The 18,596-nt window shown below is 64.6% G+C and carries 15 protein-coding genes; 8 read left to right on the top strand and 7 right to left on the bottom strand.

Annotation, left to right across the window (positions count from 1 at the left end; genetic code table 11):
• Nucleotides 1-49: 49 nt before the first annotated feature.
• From infB to rimP, 3 genes are read right to left on the bottom strand one after another with little or no spacing between them, the layout of a single operon-like run.
• Nucleotides 50-2,980: a translation initiation factor IF-2 gene (gene infB, locus HQN78_RS11115; protein ID WP_235089521.1), complete on the bottom strand. Its 2,931-nt coding sequence runs from the start codon at nt 2,978-2,980 to the stop codon at nt 50-52.
• A gap of 39 nt (nt 2,981-3,019) precedes the next feature.
• Nucleotides 3,020-4,498, bottom strand: a complete 1,479-nt coding sequence (gene nusA, locus HQN78_RS11120) for a transcription termination factor NusA (protein ID WP_235089524.1) — start codon at nt 4,496-4,498, stop codon at nt 3,020-3,022.
• 51 nt (nt 4,499-4,549) lie between these two features.
• Nucleotides 4,550-4,975, bottom strand: coding sequence for a ribosome maturation factor RimP (gene rimP / locus HQN78_RS11125; RefSeq protein ID WP_048409119.1), 426 nt, complete (start codon nt 4,973-4,975; stop codon nt 4,550-4,552).
• Between the two features lie 313 nt (nt 4,976-5,288).
• On the opposite strand from rimP, the gene HQN78_RS11130 reads away from it, so the two are divergent.
• The 8 genes from HQN78_RS11130 to HQN78_RS11165 all read left to right on the top strand — a co-directional run bounded on the left by HQN78_RS11130 (nt 5,289) and on the right by HQN78_RS11165 (nt 13,649).
• Nucleotides 5,289-6,971, top strand: coding sequence for a long-chain-fatty-acid--CoA ligase (locus HQN78_RS11130; protein ID WP_227107488.1), 1,683 nt, complete (start codon nt 5,289-5,291; stop codon nt 6,969-6,971).
• A gap of 131 nt (nt 6,972-7,102) precedes the next feature.
• A complete protein-coding gene (locus tag HQN78_RS11135; RefSeq protein ID WP_233246666.1) occupies nt 7,103-8,230 on the top strand; it encodes a PilT/PilU family type 4a pilus ATPase in 1,128 nt (375 codons plus the stop codon).
• Nucleotides 8,231-8,238: 8 nt separating this feature from the next.
• Nucleotides 8,239-8,589: an arsenate reductase gene (locus HQN78_RS11140; RefSeq protein ID WP_107799033.1), complete on the top strand. Its 351-nt coding sequence runs from the start codon at nt 8,239-8,241 to the stop codon at nt 8,587-8,589.
• Complete coding sequence (dapE, locus tag HQN78_RS11145; RefSeq protein ID WP_107799032.1) at nt 8,586-9,719, top strand: succinyl-diaminopimelate desuccinylase; 1,134 nt, start codon at nt 8,586-8,588, stop codon at nt 9,717-9,719. Before HQN78_RS11140 ends, dapE begins: the two co-directional genes overlap by 4 nt.
• A 143-nt stretch (nt 9,720-9,862) precedes the next feature.
• Nucleotides 9,863-10,492 (top strand): MarC family protein, encoded by a 630-nt coding sequence (locus tag HQN78_RS11150; protein WP_019103674.1) that lies wholly within the window; start codon nt 9,863-9,865, stop codon nt 10,490-10,492.
• A gap of 288 nt (nt 10,493-10,780) precedes the next feature.
• Complete coding sequence (ccoG, locus tag HQN78_RS11155; protein WP_107799031.1) at nt 10,781-12,142, top strand: cytochrome c oxidase accessory protein CcoG; 1,362 nt, start codon at nt 10,781-10,783, stop codon at nt 12,140-12,142.
• Nucleotides 12,143-12,255: 113 nt separating this feature from the next.
• Nucleotides 12,256-12,531, top strand: coding sequence for a GntR family transcriptional regulator (locus HQN78_RS11160; protein ID WP_235089525.1), 276 nt, complete (start codon nt 12,256-12,258; stop codon nt 12,529-12,531).
• The gene (locus HQN78_RS11165) at nt 12,450-13,649 is read left to right on the top strand and encodes a PLP-dependent aminotransferase family protein (RefSeq protein ID WP_235089527.1); all 1,200 of its coding nucleotides are present in this window, start codon (nt 12,450-12,452) and stop codon (nt 13,647-13,649) included. Before HQN78_RS11160 ends, HQN78_RS11165 begins: the two co-directional genes overlap by 82 nt.
• A gap of 3 nt (nt 13,650-13,652) precedes the next feature.
• Here the strand turns inward: HQN78_RS11165 and uhpC are convergent, their stop codons facing one another.
• The 4 genes from uhpC to HQN78_RS11185 form a co-directional block, all read right to left on the bottom strand.
• Nucleotides 13,653-15,002, bottom strand: coding sequence for an MFS transporter family glucose-6-phosphate receptor UhpC (gene uhpC, locus HQN78_RS11170; protein ID WP_107799029.1), 1,350 nt, complete (start codon nt 15,000-15,002; stop codon nt 13,653-13,655).
• A 72-nt stretch (nt 15,003-15,074) separates the two neighbouring features.
• The gene (locus HQN78_RS11175; RefSeq protein ID WP_235089529.1) at nt 15,075-15,875 is read right to left on the bottom strand and encodes an inositol monophosphatase family protein; all 801 of its coding nucleotides are present in this window, start codon (nt 15,873-15,875) and stop codon (nt 15,075-15,077) included.
• A gap of 20 nt (nt 15,876-15,895) precedes the next feature.
• Entirely contained in the window at nt 15,896-17,029 is a 1,134-nt protein-coding gene (locus HQN78_RS11180) for a branched-chain amino acid ABC transporter substrate-binding protein (protein WP_235089531.1), read from the bottom strand.
• 73 nt (nt 17,030-17,102) lie between these two features.
• Nucleotides 17,103-18,584 (bottom strand): aldehyde dehydrogenase, encoded by a 1,482-nt coding sequence (locus HQN78_RS11185; RefSeq protein WP_235089532.1) that lies wholly within the window; start codon nt 18,582-18,584, stop codon nt 17,103-17,105.
• Nucleotides 18,585-18,596: the final 12 nt, after the last annotated feature.

The following is an 18,596-nucleotide window of genomic DNA, read 5'->3' on the forward strand; positions in this document are numbered from 1 at the left end:
GCGCCCGCCGACCTCACGGTCAGACCGGCGCCCGCCCTTGGCGTCTCGCTTACAGAGAGCGCGCCACTTCCACGATTTCGAACGCTTCCAGCTGGTCGCCTTCTTGGATGTCGTTGAAGTTTTTCAGCATCAGGCCGCATTCGTAGCCCTGCTTCACTTCCTTCACGTCGTCCTTGAAGCGCTTCAGGGAATCCAGTTCGCCGGTGTGCACCACCACGTGGTTGCGGATCAGACGGATCGAAGCGGTGCGCTTGATCATGCCGTCGGTCACCATGCAACCCGCGATATTGCCCACCTTGGACACCGGGATCACCTGACGGATTTCCACCGTGCCCAGGATCTGTTCTTTCTTCTCCGGAGCCAGCATGCCGGACAGCGCCGCTTTCACTTCGTCCACCGCATCATAGATGATGTTGTAGTAGCGGATGTCCACGCCTTCGCTCTCCGCCAGCTTGCGGGCGGCGGCATCGGCACGGGTGTTGAAGCCGATCACGATGGCCTTGGAGGCGATCGCCAGGTTGACGTCGGATTCCGAGATGCCGCCCACGCCGGAGTGCAGGATGCCCACGCGCACTTCGTCGGTGGACAGCTTTTGCAAGCTGCCGGCCAGCGCTTCGTAGGAACCTTGCATGTCGGCCTTGATGATGATGGACAGAGTTTGCACCTCGCCCTCCGCCATCTGCGCGAACATATTCTCCAGCTTGGCCGCCTGCTGCTTGGCCAGACGCACGTCGCGGAACTTGCCGGCGCGGAACAGGGCGATTTCACGCGCCTTCTTCTCGTCGGTCAGCACCATCGCGTCTTCGCCGGCTTGCGGCACGTCGGACAGACCCAGGATCTCCACCGGAATCGCCGGACCGGCGGATTCGATGGCCTTGCCGTTTTCGTCCATCATGGCGCGGACGCGGCCGAAGGCGGTGCCGGCCAGTACCACGTCGCCCTTCTTCAGGGTGCCGGATTGAACCAGCAAGGTGGCCACCGGGCCGCGGCCCTTGTCGAGGCGAGCCTCGACGATGATGCCCTTGGCCGGCGCTTCCACCGGAGCCTTCAGCTCCAGCACTTCGGCTTGCAGCAGGATGGCTTCCAGCAGCGCGTCGATGTTCTGGCCCATTTTGGCCGACACTTCGACGAACTGAGTGTCGCCGCCCCAGTCTTCCGGCACCACTTCATGCGATACCAGTTCCTGACGGATGCGCTCGACGTTGGCGCCCTGCTTGTCGATCTTGTTCACCGCCACCACCATCGGCACCTTGGCCGCTTTGGCGTGGTGGATGGCTTCGATGGTTTGCGGCATCACGCCGTCGTCGGCCGCCACCACCAGCACCACGATGTCGGTGGCCTTGGCGCCGCGGGCACGCATCGCGGTAAACGCTTCGTGACCCGGGGTGTCCAGGAAGGTGATCATGCCTCGCGGGGTTTCCACGTGGTAAGCGCCGATGTGCTGAGTAATGCCGCCGGCTTCGCCCGCGGCGACCTTGGCGCGGCGGATGTAGTCCAGCAGCGAGGTCTTGCCGTGGTCGACGTGACCCATCACGGTCACCACCGGGGAGCGCGGCAGTTCCACGACTTCCACCGCGGACTCGGCGCCGCCCAGTTCCAGATAGGCTTCCGGATCGTCGGCCTGAGCCGCCTTCGGCACGTGACCCATTTCTTCCACCACGATCATCGCGGTTTCCTGGTCCAGCACCTGGTTGATGGTCACCATCATGCCCATCTTCATCAGCGCCTTGATCACCTCGACGGCCTTGACGGCCATCTTGTGCGCCAGATCGGCGACGGAAATGGTTTCCGGCACCAGCACTTCATGCACGATGGGTTCGGTCGGCGCCTGGAAGGCGTGCTGATTGTTCTGCTTGTGACGGTTCTTGCCGCCGCGGGATTTCCAGTCGTTGCCGGCATCGCCGCCCTTGGTCCTCAGACCGCGGCCGCCCTTCTTGCCTTCGTCCCAGCGATCGCCGCCCTTCTTGCCGCCGCCTTTCTTGGCGTCGGGACGGCCGGCCACGGTGGCCGGAACCGCCGGGGCGCCGGGCGCGCCGGCAGCAGCCGGGCGCGGACCGCGGTTATCGCCAGCCGGACGCGGGCCGCGGTTGTCGCCAGCCGGGCGCGGACCACGGTTGTCGCCAGCCGGGCGCGGGCCGCGGTTGTCGCCAGCCGGACGCGGGCCACGGTTGTCGCCAGCCGGGCGCGGGCCGCGGTTGTCGCCGGCGCCGGCCGGACGACGGTCGTCGCGGCGCGGTTCTTCGCGGCGAGCCGGCGGCTCAGCGGCGCGCACCGGCTCGGGAGCCGGCGGCGGTTGCAAGGCGGCCTGGCGCGCGGCCTGGCGGCGCTCTTCGCGCTCGATCTTTTCGCGCATCAGCGCTTCCTGACGGGCGCGGAAAGCGGCCTGGCGCTTTTCCTCGGCTTCGCGAGCGGCGATTTCTTCCGGGCTCAGGATGGAGGCCACGGTCGGACGCTGCGCCGGAGCGGCCGGCTTGGGAGCGGCCGGTTTGGCGGCTTCCTGGCGCGGCGCTTCAGCCGGCTTGGGCTCGGGCTTGGCTTCCGCGGCTTGCGGAGCCGGTTCCGGCTTGGGCTCGGGCTTGATTTCCGGTTTCGGTTCGGGCTTGGCTTCCACCGCCGGAGCCGGCGCCGGTTCCGGCGCCTTCACCGGCTCCACCGGGCTGGACTCGGCCGCGGCGGGCTGAGCCGCGGACGCCTCTTCCGGACGCACCACGAAGCGCTTCTTGCGGGTCTCCACCTTGACGGTGCTGCCGTCGGCGGTCTTGATCTCGCTGGTGGACTTGCGCGTCAGGGCGATGCGCGACTCTTCGTCGCGCGCGCCGTGGGAGCGCTTCAGATAGTCAAGAAGCTGGGACTTGTCTTGCGCGGATAGCGCGTCATCCGGCGAGCGTTTGCTCACGCCGGCCGCGCCCAGCTGTTCCAGCAGGCGTTCCGGTGTGAGGTTAAGCTCACTGGCAAATTGTTTTACGTTTGTCAAAACCATGCGTCTTCCCAAATTCTGTAAATTCTTTCCGGACAGGCCTTACTGGTCGAACCAGTGCTCGCGCGCCTTCATGATGACGGCGCGGGCGGTCTCGGCCTCCATGCCGGTCATGTCCACCAGATCGTCCACGGCCAAATCGGCCAGATCGTCGCGGGTGATCACGCCGCCTTCGGCCAGCTTGCGAACCAGCTCGGCGTCCAGGCCCTCGATATCGCGCAGGCCATCGGAAACGCTTTCCACCTTTTCTTCGGACGCAATAGCCTGTGTCAAAAGAGCGTCACGTGCGCGGATGCGCAGATCGTTGACCAGCTCCTCATCAAACCCTTCAATCTCCAGCATCTCCGCAATCGGCACATACGCCACTTCTTCCAAAGCGGCAAAGCCTTCTTGCACCAGTACGGCGGCGACGTCTTCGCTCACGCCCAGGGCGTTCACGAACAGATCACGCACGGCGGCGTCTTCCGCCTGATGCTTTTCTTCAGCCTCGGCAACGGTCATGATGTTGAGGTACCAGCCGGTCAACTCGGCGGCCAGCTTGACGTTCTGGCCGCTGCGGCCGATGGCCAGCGCCAGTTGCTCCTCCTCCACCACCACGTCCATGCTGTGGTTGTCTTCGTCCACCATGATGCGGCTGACTTCAGCCGGCGACAGCGCGTTGATCACGAACTGAGCCGGTTCCGGCGCCCACAGCACAATGTCGATGCGCTCGCCGCCCAGCTCCTGGCTGACCGACTGAACGCGGGAACCGCGCATGCCGATGCAGGTGCCCTGCGGATCGATGCGCGCGTCGTTGGCCTTGACGGCGATCTTGGCGCGCATGCCGGCGTCGCGCACGGCGGCCTTGATCTCCAGCAGGCCTTCGTCGATTTCCGGCACTTCCAGCTCGAACAGCTTGGTCAGGAAATCCGGAGAGGTGCGCGACAGCACCAGCTGCGGGCCGCGACCCAGACGATCGATGCGCAACAGGAAAGCCTTGACGCGGTCGCCCACGCGCAGGTTTTCCTTGGGGATCATCTGATCGCGCGGCAGCACCGCTTCCAGCTTGCCGCATTCCACGATGGCGTTGCCGCGCTCGATGCGTTTGATGGTGCCGGTCACCAGGTGCTCGCGGCGCTGCAGGAACTCGTTCAGCAGCTGCTCGCGCTCAGCGTCGCGAATGCGTTGCAGGATCACTTGCTTGGCGGTTTGCGCGCCGATGCGGCCAAACTCCACCGCCTCCATCGGCTCCTCGATGAACGCGCCCACTTCAATGCGCGGATCGCGCTCGCGCGCGTCGATTACGCCGATTTCCTTGCTTTCCGATTCCAGCAGTTCGTCTTCCACCACCAACCAGCGGCGGAAGGTCTGATATTGACCGCTGTGGCGGTCGATTTCGACGCGCACGTCCATCTCGTCATCGGTAAACTTTTTCTTGGTTGCCGAGGCAAGCGCCATCTCAAGGGCGGAGAACACCACATCCTTGCTGACATTCTTTTCGCTCGCCAGGGCATCCACCAGCAACAAAATCTCGCGACTCATTCATTCCTCTCCGATTTTTGTCCTTTTGCGTGGCTTATGGCCGTCCAGACATCAAAACTCAGGCTCCAGCCTGGCCTTGTCGATATTGGCAAACGGAATCGCCACGATGCGGCCATCCACATCCAGCTTCACAGAGTCTTCCTCGACCCCGGCAAGACGACCGGTAAATTTCTTCTGCTGCTCGATCGGCATGCGCGTCTTGATCTTGGCAAGCTTACCGGCGAAGCGGACGAAATCAGCCTCTTTCTTCAGCGGACGGTCCAAGCCCGGCGAAGACACTTCGAGTCGCTCGTAGTCGATGTTCTCGACCATGAAAAGGCGGGTGAAGTGATTGCTCACCTGGACGCAATCTTCCACGGTGATGCCACCCGGCTTGTCGATAAAAACGCGAAAACCGCCCCCTGGGGTCATTTCGAAATCGACCAACTCGTAGCCCAGACCCGGCAGGGTGTTTTCCAGCAGCAAACGAACATCCATTGCTTTTTCCACAAATAAAAAATGGGCGAAACGCCCATCCCTAACCGACGCGATTGTAACCTATTCCATTGAAAAAGAAAACCGGCGAACCGCCCGCCTCCAACGGGACCGGACGGCTGTTTGCGCCGGACTTCTTTGCGAGCGGTTCCAGTTACGGTACATTACCGGGCACTCAAACAGCAGTTTGACGTCATGAGCGGCCAAGCCGCCGCGACATAACAAATATATAGTCACCAAATAGGTACGACGCCCGCCGGCGCGCGATACGCTGGCGCGACTCTCGTTAACCAGCACGATGGAGAAACCGGGATTTATGGAAAAGGTGTGGCTCAAAAACTACCAGCCGGGCGTAGCTCACGAAATCGACATCAACCAGTTTCAATCCGTGGTCGAAGTCTTCGACCGCAGCGTCAAGAAATTCCATGACCGCCCCGCCCTGGCCTGCATGGGCAAAGAACTCAGCTACCGCGAGATGGACCAGCTCTCCGGCCAGTTCGCCTCCTATCTGCAGCATGAGCTGAAGCTCCAGAAGGGCGACCGCGTGGCGGTGATGATGCCCAATCTGCTGCAATATCCGGTCGCGGTGTTCGGCACCTTGCGCGCCGGCGGCACCGTGGTCAACGTCAATCCGCTGTACACCCCGCGCGAGCTGGAGCATCAGCTGAAGGACTCCGGCGCGGAAACCATCGTGATCCTGGAGAACTTCGCCAGCGTGCTGGAGCAGGTGCTGCCACGCACCCAGGTCAAGCACGTGATCGTGGCCTCCATCGGCGAGATGCTGGGCTTCGCCAAGGGCATGCTGGTCAACTTCGTGGTGCGCAAGGTCAAGAAGATGGTGCCGCCGTGGCGCCTGCCCGGCCATGTCCGCTTCAGCGACGTTCTGTCCCGCGGCGCGCGCGCGCCCTACCGGCCGGTGGAGCTGGGCCACGACGACATCGCCTTCCTGCAATACACCGGCGGCACCACCGGCGTCTCCAAGGGCGCGATGCTGGTTCACCGCAATATCGTCGCCAATATGCTGCAAGCCGGCGAGTGGGTGAAGCCGGTGATCCGCCCGGGACAGGAAATCATCGTCACCGCGCTGCCGCTCTATCACATCTTCTCCTTGACCGCGAATCTGATGGTGTTCACCGAAGTGGGGGCGCTCAACATCCTGATCACCAATCCGCGCGACATCCCCGGCTTCATCAAGGAAATGGGCAAGTACCCGATCACCTGCATGACCGGGGTCAACACCCTGTTCAACGCGCTGCTGAACAATCCGGAATTCGCCAAGCTCGACTTCTCCACCTGGCGCCTGGCGCTGGGCGGCGGTATGGCGGTGCAAAAGGCGGTGGCGGACAAGTGGAAGCAAGTGACCGGCGTCACTCTGGTGGAAGCCTACGGCCTGACCGAGGCCAGCCCGGCCGTGTGCATGAACCCGCTGGATCTCGCCGCCTACAACGGCACCATCGGCGTGCCGGTGCCCTCCACCGAGATGCAGCTGCGCGGCCCCGAGGGCGAGGAAGTGGCCCCCGGCGAGCAGGGCGAGCTGTGCATCCGCGGTCCTCAGGTGATGAAAGGCTATTGGAACCGCCCGGACGAAACCGCCAAGGTGCTGAGCCCGGACGGCTTCCTCGCCACCGGCGACATGGCCATGCTGACGCCGGACGGCTTCGTCAAACTGGTGGACCGCAAGAAGGACATGATCCTGGTGTCCGGCTTCAACGTTTACCCCAACGAGATCGAAGACGTGGTGGCCGGCCACGCCGGCGTGCTGGAAGTGGCCTGCATCGGCGTGCCGGACGACAAGTCCGGCGAGGTGGTCAAGGTCTTCGTGGTGCGCAAAGACCGCGCGCTGACGGAAAAAGACATCATCCAGCACTGCCGCGACAATCTGACCGGCTACAAGGTGCCCAAGCTGGTGGAATTCCGCGACGAGCTGCCCAAGACCAATGTCGGCAAGATTCTGCGCCGCGCGCTGCGCGATGAGAACAGCGGCGCCAAACCCGCCTGATCCATGCGGACGCCATGAAATCGCCGCCGCCCGCGCTATCGGGCGGCGTTTTTTTTGGGCGCGGGCCGGCTACACTTTAAAAGAACCGTTCCATTGATAAACCTTGCCGCTTCGGGTGCACGATTATGTTGATGCTGCCGTTTTTCAAATTGATGGCCGAACGCCGCGCCAGCGATCTGTTCTTCACCAGCTTCTCCCCGCCGATGATCAAGCAGAACGGCGAGCTGCTGCCGATGAACGAAAAACCGCTGACCGCAGACATGGTCAAACAGCTGGCCTACAGCCTGATGAGCGAAGAGGAAATCGGCGTCTTCGAACAGGAACGCGAAATGAACCTGGGCCACCCGGTGCCCGGCCTCGGCAGTTTCCGCATCAATATCTTCTGGCAACGCGGCTCGGTGGGCATGGTGGTGCGCTACATCCTGCCCAATATTCCGTCGCTGGAGCATTTGCAGCTGCCGCCGGTGCTCAGCGAACTGATCAAGCTCAAACGCGGCCTGATCCTGGTGGTCGGCTCCACCGGTTCCGGCAAAAGCTCCACCGTGGCGGCCATGCTGCAAACCCGCAATCAGAGCATGAGCGGCCACATCCTCACCGTGGAGGACCCGATCGAATTCCTGTTCCGCCACGACAAGTCCATCGTCAACCAGCGCGAAGTGGGCTTCGACACCCTCTCCTACGCCCGCGCGCTGAAAAACGCGATGCGCGAGGCGCCGGACGTGCTGATGATAGGCGAGATCCGCGACCCGGAAACCCTGACCCAGGCGGTGACCTACGCCCAGTCCGGCCATCTATGCATCTCCACGCTGCACGGCAACAACAGCTATCACATGCTGAGCCGGGTCATCAATTTCTTCCCGGCGGAAAGCCGCGCCGCCTTGCTGATGGACCTGTCCTCCGCGCTGAAGGCGGTGGTTTCGCAACGGCTGATCCCCACGGTGGACGGCGCCCGGGTGCCGGCAATCGAAATCCTGATCAACACCGCGCGCATTTCGGAGTTGATCCGAAACGGAGAGATAGACAAAATCAAGGAAGCCATCGAAAGCAGCATGAGCGATGGCTCGCAAACCTTCGAACAGGCGTTGTACCGGCTCTACAGCACGGGGCGCATCAGCCTGGACGAGGCCCTGAGAAACGCCGACTCGCCCACCAACTTGTACTGGTTGATCAATCAGAGCAAGGAAAAAGCGGCGAGCGGCGACGATAAGCAAGCCGGCGGCGAGCCGCCAAGCTTCGACAGCATCAAACTGGACCTGTAAACCCACCCATGATTACTCTTTACGGCATACCCAATTGCAGCACCGTCAAAAAAGCGCGCCAATGGCTGAGCGACAACGGCCTCGACTACCACTTCCATGATTTCAAGAAACAAGGCGCGGACGCCGCCAGCCTGGAGCGCTGGGCCGCCGCGGTCGGCCTCGCCAAGCTGATCAACCGCCAGGGCACCACCTGGCGCGCGCTGCCGGACGAGGTCAAGGCCGGCGCCGAGCAACTGCCGGCCGCGCTGGCCTTGATGCAGGCCAATCCCTCGGTGATCAAGCGCCCGGTGCTGGACGCCGGCGGCAAGATCAGCGTCGGCTTCGTCGAAGCCGACTGGGCGGAGCGCCTGCTGAAATGAGCGCAACCTTAGAATTGGCGCGGCAGCTGATCCGGCTGGATTCGGTCACCCCGCGCGACCAGGGCTGCCAGGAATTGATGATCGCCCGCTTGGAAGCCATAGGCTTTCGCGTGGAGCGCATGCGTTTCGGCGAGGTCGACAACTTCTGGGCCCGCCGCGGCGACGCAGCTCCGCTGGTCTGCTTCGCCGGCCACACCGACGTGGTGCCCACCGGTCCGCTGGAGCAATGGGACAGCCCGCCCTTCGAACCCACCATCCGCAACGGCCTGCTCTACGGCCGCGGCGCCGCCGACATGAAAGCTTCGCTGGCCGCCTTCGTCACCGCCTGCGAAGACTTCGTCGCCCGCCATCCCGGACACCCCGGCTCCATCGCCCTCCTGATCACCTCGGACGAGGAAGGCGTGGCGGTGGACGGCAGCGTCAAGGTGGTGGACGCGCTGGAGGCGCGCGGCGAAACCATAGATTATTGCATCGTCGGCGAGCCCACCTCGGACCAGGCGCTGGGCGACACCATCAAGAACGGCCGCCGCGGCTCGCTGTCCGGCCATTTGATCGTGCACGGCATCCAGGGCCACATCGCCTATCCGCACCTGGCCAAGAACCCGGTTCACCTGATGGCGCCGGCGCTGGCCGAACTGGCGGAGACGCGCTGGGACGAGGGCAACGCCTTTTTCCCGCCCACCAGCTGGCAGGTGTCCAACATCCATGCGGGCACCGGCGCCAGCAACATCATTCCCGGCCATTGCGATATCCGCTTCAACTTCCGCTTCTCGCCGGAGAGCAGCGCGGAATCGCTGAAGGAACGCGTCTGCGCCATTCTGGACCGCCACGGCCTGGGCTATGAGTTGCACTGGCAATTGTCCGGCCAGCCTTTCCTGACGCAGCCGGGCAAGCTCACCGAGGCGCTTGGCCTCGCCATCGCCGACGCCACCGGCCGCCGGGCCGAGCTCTCCACCACCGGCGGCACCTCCGACGGCCGCTTCATCAAGCGCATCGCGCGCGAGCTGGTGGAGTTCGGCCCGGTCAACGCCACCATCCACAAGCTGAACGAGTGCGTGGAGGCGGCCGATGTCGAACCCTTGTCCGCCATCTATCGCCACACGCTGGAACTGCTGCTGAACACTGACTAAGCCGAATTCCGGCTATGCTGAAACCGGTTGCGCCTGGCGCGGCCGGTTTTTTTGCTTTGCGGCGCGCCGCCGTGGCGCGGCGTCGACGCTTCTCGTCTCCCGCCTGAATGCGGCGGCCTCCAGCGAAAGGTATGATCCGAACCATGGAAGTCGAAATCGCAAAAATATTCATCGCGCTGCTGGTGCTGGTCAATCCGCTGGGCGCCATCCCCATCTTCATCAGCCTGACGCCCACCTCCAACCAGCTGGAGCGCAAGAAGATCGCCAAGACCACGGCCATCGCCGTGGCCATCGTGCTCTGCCTGTTCGCCGTCGTCGGCGAGACCCTGCTGCGCTTTCTCGGCATCAGCGTCGGCTCTTTCCAGGTGGGCGGCGGCCTGTTGGTGATGCTGATCGCCATCGCGCTGATGAACGCCAAACCGGGACCGACCAAGACCACCAAGGTGGAGCGCGAGGAAGCGGAAACCAAGACCAATATCGCCGTGGTGCCGCTGGCCATCCCGCTGATGACCGGGCCGGGCACCATCTCCACCGTGATCATCTATGCGACGACGGCCTCGTCGTGGGTACAGGTGGTTTACCTTTTGGTAAGCAGTTTGCTGGTGGCCATCACCTGCTACGGCGCGCTGGTGCTGGCCTCGCCCTTGTCCCGCCTGCTGGGGCAGACCGGCATCAACATCGTCAACCGGGTGATGGGCATGCTGCTGGCGGCGGTGTCGGTGGAAATCATCGTGGATGGGATTTACCGGCTTTTTCCGCAGCTTGCACGATAAAATCCCAAAAAACCCACAAACTCGGCAGGATTATTGTGCTGAGGCGATCAGCACAGCGCCTGGCGTTCAATACCAGACAAAGCGGGGCAAGACCCGGGCCCCGCCCGTTCGCCGCATGGAAAACCCCTTGTTTTTACTTGGGGTTTTCCATGTCCACGCTCAAGCCCAAGCCCGAATCTGTATATAGACAGACGGCGCTGTATACACATTTTCAAAGACAACTGTTCATTGTTTGTACCGATCCCAAGCAGTACTAATAAGGGGTTTTCATCCAATGGTCATTTCGCCATGTCTAGCCAGCAAGCCGTCCCCATCAAAATCTATCCGCGCCTGACCACCGGCCGCTTCAACAACGTTCGGGTGTTCATGGTTCTCGCTACCCAACTGGCGTTCTTCGGCCTGCCCTGGTTGCAGTGGAACGGCAGGCAGGCTGTGCATCTGGATCTGGAACAACATCGCTTCCTGATCTTCGGCCTCACCTTCTGGCCGCAGGACTTCATCTTCTTCGCCGCCTTGCTGGTGATCTGCGCGCTGGGCCTGTTCCTGTGGACCGCGCTGGCCGGCCGGCTCTGGTGCGGTTACAGCTGTCCGCAGACAGTCTACACCCAGATCATGTTGTGGATAGAACGGCTGACCCTGGGCGATCACAACGCCCGCCGCAAACTGGACGCGGCGCCGATGAGCGTGAACAAGTTCACGCGCAAGACGCTGTCGCACGGGCTGATGGGCTTGTTCTCGCTGATCACCGGCTTCACCCTGGTCGGCTACTTCACCCCGGTGCGCGAGCTGGCCGCCGCCGCGCCCAGCCTGGCCTACGGCCCGTGGGAAAGCTTCTGGATCCTGTTCTACGGCGGTTTCACCTGGCTGCTGGCCGGCGTGCTGCGCGAGAAGGTTTGTCTGCACATGTGCCCGTACGCGCGCTTCCAGGGCGCGATGTTCGACAACGACACCCTGATCATCTCCTACGACAACCGCCGCGGCGAACCGCGCGGCAAGAGCAAGCAGGCGGCCGACAAGGCGCGCGGCAGCTGCATCGATTGCGGCATCTGCGTCCAGGTCTGCCCCACCGGCATCGACATCCGCAACGGCCTGCAATACGAGTGCATAGGCTGCGCCGCCTGTATCGACGCCTGCGATCAGGTGATGGACAAGATCCATGCGCCGCGCGGGCTGATCAGCTACACCAGCGCCGCCGCGCTGGAAGCCGCCGGCAAGCCGGAACGCCCCAGCAGCAGCCATCGCCCGCGGGTCATCGTCTACTCCAGCCTGCTGGCCGGCATCATCGCCCTGTCCACCACCGCGCTGATCCTGAAAAAACCGTTCAAGGTGGACGTGCTGCGCGACCGCGCGGTCCTGGTGCGCGCCACCGACGACGGCCTGCTGGAAAACAGCTATAACCTGAAGCTGATCAACACCAGCGAACAGGCGCAGCGCTTCAAGATCCAGGTGGAAGGCCTGCCCAGCCTGAGGCTGGACAAGCCGGGCCAGGTGGTCGAAGTCGCGCCCACCCGCACCGAGACCGTCACCGTGCGAGTGCAGGCCGAGCCCGAGCACGCCACCCGCGGCGCGCACGACATCTACTTCGTGGTCAGCTCGCTGAGCCATGACGGTAGTATGATCAGGGAAAAATCCAGCTTCATCGGCGAATGAATCTAGGACCCGCCGATGTTTTTCAGCGCCAAGCAAACGTCGGCGGCCCTAGGCAGTCCATCAGGAGTCATGCCGCGGCGCAACGCCGCCGCGGCTCAACCGCCAGGAATACAATGAGCAAGACCAGTCAACTGAGCCAGCGCTTTCGCCATGCCATCGAGCAAGGCCATCTGCGCCCCGGCGATCGCATGCCTTCGCTGCGCAAGCTATGCCTGGACCACAAGGTCAGCATCACCACCGCCCAACGCGCTTACGCCGAGCTGGAGAAACAAGGCCTGATCGAGTCCCTGCCCGCTCCGGTTTCCGGGTGCTGGGCCTGTCCTCGCTGTCGCTGCGCCAGTCGCCGCCGCTGCCGGACCACCCGGGCGAGTTCCGCGCCGAGCACCTGACCATGGCGCTGCCCATGCCCTGGGGCTGCCCGTTCATGAACCCGGTATTGATCAACACCACGCCGCTGACCCGCGCGCTGACCCGCGCGCTCAGCGATTACCGCTACGCCTTGTCCAGCACCGACAGCGAGGGCTACGAGGGGCTGCGCCGAGAACTGGCGCTGCGCTATCTCGCCCAGGGCGTGGAGCTGGACGGCGAGGAAATGCTGATCACCTGCGGCGGCATGGAGGCGCTGAACCTGGCGATCCGCTCGGTGGCCCGCCTCAGCGGCAGCGACTGCATGCTGGTGATCACCCCGGCCTTCCCGCCCATCTTCGAACAACTGGAACACCTGGAACTACGCGCCGTCGGCTTCAACTGTCCGCCGGGGCAGCCGCTGGACCTGGAACGGCTGGAGGCGCTGCTGATCCAGCACCAGCCGGCCGGCATCATCGCCATGCCCAATTTCCAGCACCCCACCGGCCAGGTGATGAGCGATTCGCAAAAAGCCGCGCTGCTGGCGCTGGCGGAACGCCACCGCGTGCCCATCATCGAGGACGACACCTATCGCGAGCTGTACTTCGGCGAAGGCGCGCCCTTGCCGCTCAAGGCTTTCGACCAGCGCGGCAGCGTGCTGCACTGTTCCTCCTTCAGCAAATCGCTGGCCCCCGGCTATCGCGTGGGCTGGATCGCCGCCGGACGCTTCCGCGACAGCATTCTGGGCCTCAAGCTGTGCAGCTCGCTGGCCACCCCGCTGCCCAGCCAGATGGCGCTGGCGCGCTTGCTGGCCGGCGGCCATCACGAGGACATGCTCAGCCTGTTGCGCCAGCGTCTGCAAAACAATCTGGCCGCGCTGCAACAGCAGATCTCCGCCCACTTCCCGGCCGACTGCCGGATGGCCCGGCCGCAGGGCGGCTACTTCCTGTGGGTGGAGCTGCCGCCCGGCGTCGACTGCCGCCGCCTGCTGCCGATGGCGATGCAACAGGGGCTGCACTTCGCGCCGTCCCAGATGTTCCACACCCCGGGACAGGACACCGGCAACGCGATGCGCTTGAACTTCAGCTTCTTCGATCCGCTGCAACACCGCTCCGGCGTCCCCCTGCTGGCCGAGCTGCTCAGCCCGGCCAACGTCCGCTGAGCCTCAGATCCGCTCATCCGCCAGCTTGACCCGCTTGCGCTGCCCCAGCAGGGGCAGCAGCAAGACGGCGGACAGCATGGTGGTCACGGACAAGGCCAGGAAAAACCCGTCCCAGCCCCAGGCGTCGGTCACCTTGGCCAGCGGGTAGCCCGACAGCGCCGCCCCCAGATAGCCGAACACGCCGACGAAACCGGTGGCCGCGCCCGCCGACTCCTTGTGCGCGGCCTCGGCCGCCGCCATGCCTATCAGCATCTGCGGGCCGAAAATAAAGAAACCGATGAAGAAGAAGCTGCCGGCGATCAACAGGTAGTGATCCACCCGCAAGGTCCACAGCAGCAGCACCGACAGCAGGATGCCCAGGGTGAAGATGATGTTCATCGGCACCCGGTTGCCGCGGAAAAAACGGTCCGAGCCCCAGCCGGCGACGATGGTGCCGATGAAGCCGCCCACCTCCAGCCAGAAAATCGCCGAGTTGGCCTTCAGCAACGCGTAACCGTGCTGCTCCTGCAGAAATTTGTTGCCCCAATCGTTGATGCCGATGCGCACCACGTAGACGAATAGATAAGACGCGGCCAGCAGCCAGATGAAGCGGTTGCCGAACACATAACGCCGCAATACCTGCCACATCGGCAGCTTGGCGCTATTCCTCTCCTGCTCCAGCTCCAGTTCGTCCCGCCGCCAGGCCCCCACCGTCGGCAGGCCCATGGACGCCGGCCGATCGCGCAGGCGGACGCACAGCAACAGGCCGACGGCGATGCCGATCACCCCCGGCACGATCATGCCGTAGCGCCAGCCGTAGGCCATCGCCAAGGCGCCCGCCAGCAAGGGAATCAGCGCGCCGCCGACATTGTGCGAGGTATTGCAGATCGCCCACCAGAAACCGCGCTCGTTGCGCGAGTACCAGGCCGTCATCAACTTGGCGCACGGCGGCCAGCCCCAGCCCTGGAAGAAAGCGTTCAGCGTCCACAGCGCGGTGAAGGCCAGCAAGCTGCTGCTGAAGCCGAACAGGATGTTGATGACGCCGGTGGCGATCAGGCCCAGGCCCATGAAGTAACGCGGATTGGCGAAGTCGCTCATCATGCCGGACACGAAGCGCGACACGCCGTAGACGATGTAGAACATCGACAGGATGGCGCCGCCGGCGGCCCGCTCCCAGCCCAGATCGTCCAACATCGCCGGCAGGATGGAATTGAAGCTGCGGCGGGTGAAATAGTAGACGGCGTAGCCGGCGTACAAGCCCAACATGATGTGGAGGCGCCAATGGCGGTAGCTGGCGTTGATTTCCTCCTGGTTCTTGTCCACCGGCGCCTCCGGCTGCGCGCGCAGCCAGCTCAGCCATGTTCTCAGCGACATGTGCGTTCTCCTCTGTCCGCGCCGCCGCGACGGCGGCGCCGTTGTGACCGGCGCGTCTTTGCGCGCCTTGCCTCAAGCCAGCCGCTGAATCAGCTCCAGCGCCTCGCGGTGGCGGGCCGGATCGCCGGCCGCCACTACCCGGCTGCCGCTGTCCAGCGTGATCGCCCGGCCCTCCCAATCGCTGATCACGCCGCCGGCGCCCTCGATCACCGGCCGCATCGCCGCGTAGTCGTAGAGCTTGAGGCCGGCGTCCAGCGCCAGGTCGGTGCGCCCGGAAGCCAGCAGGCCGTAGCTGCGGCAAGCGCCGCCGTAGACCCGCCAGCCCGTGCGCTCGCAAAAGCCCTGCCATACCGGCCTTTCTTCCGGCAGAAAAAAATCCGGGCTGCTGACCGAGACGAAGGCCCGCTCCAGGCCGGCGCAGGCTCGGGTCCGGCATTCGCGGCCGCCGTCGCGCTTGAACAATAAGGTGGGCAGGCCGCGACGGCCTATCCAGCAGTCGTCGGTGGCCGGCTGGTCGATCACGCCCAGCACCGGCACGCCCTGATGCAAGAGCGCGATCAGGCTGCCGTAGACCGGCATGCCTGCCATGAAGGAGGCGGTGCCGTCGATGGGGTCCAGCACCCACAGCCATTCCGCGTCCCGCTCCCTGGCGCCGAACTCCTCGCCCAGCACGCCGTGGTCCGGATAACGCCGCAGGATGCGCTCGCGCAGCTTTTGCTCAATCTCCAGATCCAGTTGAGTCACCAGAGTGCGGTCCGGCTTGAACTGCGAACTCCAGTCGGTACGGGAAGCCAGCAAGCCGCGGCTGTCCGCCACCAGCTCCCGCGCGAATGTCAGCCATTCATCCAATTGTCCTTGGGCATACCGCCTCATCCCACCCTCCTTTCACTGCCTCACTGCATCACCGCCCGTGTCATCCACTGGCCGTTCTTGACTTCGGAAATCGTCACCGCCGCCTTGTTGAGATCGCCCTTGGCGTCAAAGGAAAAATCGGTGCTGACTCCGGCGTAACTGAGCTTGGCCAATACCGGCATGAATCGCGCCGGCTCCACCGAACCCGCCTGCTGCATGGCGGCCGCCACCATCATCATGCCGTCGTAGAACTGCGGCCCCAGCCTCACCACATCCTGCTTGAAACGCGCCTGATAGCGCTGGCGGAAGGCCTTGCCCGCCGGCCTGTCGTTCAACTGGCCGCCGGGAATGCCGGCGAAGTGGCCGCCGGCGCTGTCGCCGGCCAGGCTGAGGAAGGTGGGCGTTTGCAGCATGTCGCCGCCCAGCAGACGCGCGTCCAGCCCCAGCCGCTTCATCTGCTTGGCCATGGGCGCGGCCTGGGCGTCGGCGCCGCCGTAGAAGATCACCTGCGGCCGCAGCGGCTTGACCGCGGTCAGGATGGCGGAAAAATCGCTGGCCTTGTCGTTGGTGTACTCGCGGCGGGCGATCTTGCCGCCGCTGGCCTGCACCGCCTTGGCGAATTCGTCGGCGATGCCCTGGCCGTAGGCGGTGCGGTCGTCTATCACCACGATGCTGCTCGCCTTCAGCGTCTGCACCGCGAAGCGGCCCAACGCGGCGCCCACCTGGCTGTCGCTGCCCACCAGCCGGAAGGCGGTGCGGTAGCCCTGCCGGGTATAGGCCGGGTTGGTGGACACCGACAGCTGCGGAATGCCGGCGGCGGCGTAAAGACGCGCAGCCGGAATCGACACTCCGGAGTTGAAATGGCCGAGCACCGCCTTGACGCCGGAGTCGACGAAGCGTTGCGCCACCTGGGTGCCGATGCGCGGATCGGCCTGGTCGTCCTCCGCCAGCAACTGGAAGCGCACCGGCTGGCCGCCTATCTGCGGCTTGCGTGCGTTCAATTCGTCCACCGCCAGCCGCGCGGCGTTTTCATTGTCCTTGCCGTAATGGGCTTGCGGGCCGGACAAGGGCGAGGCGAAGCCTATCTTGACCAGGGTTTCGGCGGCCGCCGGCCAGGCGCCGATCAGCAGCGCGGCGCCGGCGAGCGCCGCCCGCAGGGGGAAAATGGTTTTCATCTCGTCTCTCCTTTGTTTTGGATGGGTGCTGCGCAAAACGCCCGGCGCCGCGCCGGCGGCGCCGGGCCTCAAGCTAGTTCACGTACCAGATGGTCTTGGTCTGCTGGTATTGCTCCAGCGCCTCAAGGCCTTTGTCGCGCCCGCCGAAGCCGGATTGTTTGAAGCCGCCGAAGGGCGTGGTGATATCGCCCTCGGAGAAGCCGTTGACCGACACCGTGCCGGCGCGCAAGGCGGCGGCCACGCGCTGCGCGCGCCTGACGTCGCGGGTGTACAGCGAGGCGGCCAGGCCGTAGACGCTGTCGTTGGCCAGGCGCACCGCCTCTTCCTCGCTGTCGAAGGTGCTCACCGCCAGGATCGGGCCGAAGATTTCCTCCTGGAAGACGCGCATCTTGGCGTCGACCTGGTCGAAAATGGTGGGTTCGATATACCAGCCGCTGCCCAGCTCGGCGTGGATGCGGCCGCCGTGCACCAGCCGCGCGCCCTCGGCCTTGGCCGCGTCCAGATAGGCTTTCACCCGCTCGAAGTGGGCTTGTTCCACCAGCGGCCCCACCTGCACCGTCGGATCGGTGGGCAGGCCCAGCTTCCAGCCGGCCAGCCGCCGCTTGAGCTTCTCCAGCAAGGCGTCCTTGACGCCGGCGGCGACGATCAAGCGCGAGCCGCAGCTGCAGTTCTCGCTCATATTCCAGAAGGCCGCGGCCAACACGTCGTCGACGATCTCGTCCAGCTCGGCGTCCTCGAACACCAGCTGCGGACTCTTGCCGCCCAGCTCCAGCACCACTTCCTTCAGATTGCTCTCGGCGGAATACTGCAGGAACAAACGCCCCACTTCGGTGGAGCCGGTGAAGGACACCATGTCCACGTCCGGATGCCGGCCCAACGCCTCGCCCACCGACTGGCCGGAGCCGGTGACCAGGGTCAGCGCCGCGGCGGGAATGCCGGCCTGATGCGCCAGCTGGGTGATGCGATAGGCGCTGAGCGAGGTCTGCTTGGCCGGCTTCACCACCACCGAGTTGCCGGCGGCCAACGCCGGCGCCACTTTCCACGCGTACATCTGCGCCGGGAAGTTCCACGGCAGCACCGCGCCCACCACGCCTATCGGCTCCTTGACGATGAAGCCCAGCGCCTCCGGCCCGGTGGGCGCCACCTTGCCGTAGCACTTGTCTATCGCCTCCGCGTACCAGCCGAAGGTGTCCAGCGTGGCCGGCAGATCGGTGTTCAGACATTCGGTGATGGGTTTGCCGGCGTCGATGCAGTCCAGCGCCGCCAACTCCTCGACGTGTTCTTGCAATAGCGCCACCCAGCGCTGCATCGCCTGCTTGCGCTCGGCCGGCGGCCGGCGCGACCATTCGCCGGACTCGAAGCCGGCGCGCGCCGCCGCCACCGCGGCGTCGACGTCGGCGGCGTCGCCGGCGGCGACATGGCCGATCAGGCTGTTGTCCATCGGCGTCCGATTGTCCAGCCGCGCGCCCTTGCCCTCATGGCCGGGGATCAGCAGGCCGGCCCACAATTGCCCGGCGCGGGCCTGCTCGAATACCGTTTCCTTGCTTAATGGCATCTCAGTTTCCTG

The organism is Chromobacterium sp. Beijing (assembly GCF_021496765.1).
In the GTDB taxonomy this organism is placed as follows: domain Bacteria; phylum Pseudomonadota; class Gammaproteobacteria; order Burkholderiales; family Chromobacteriaceae; genus Chromobacterium.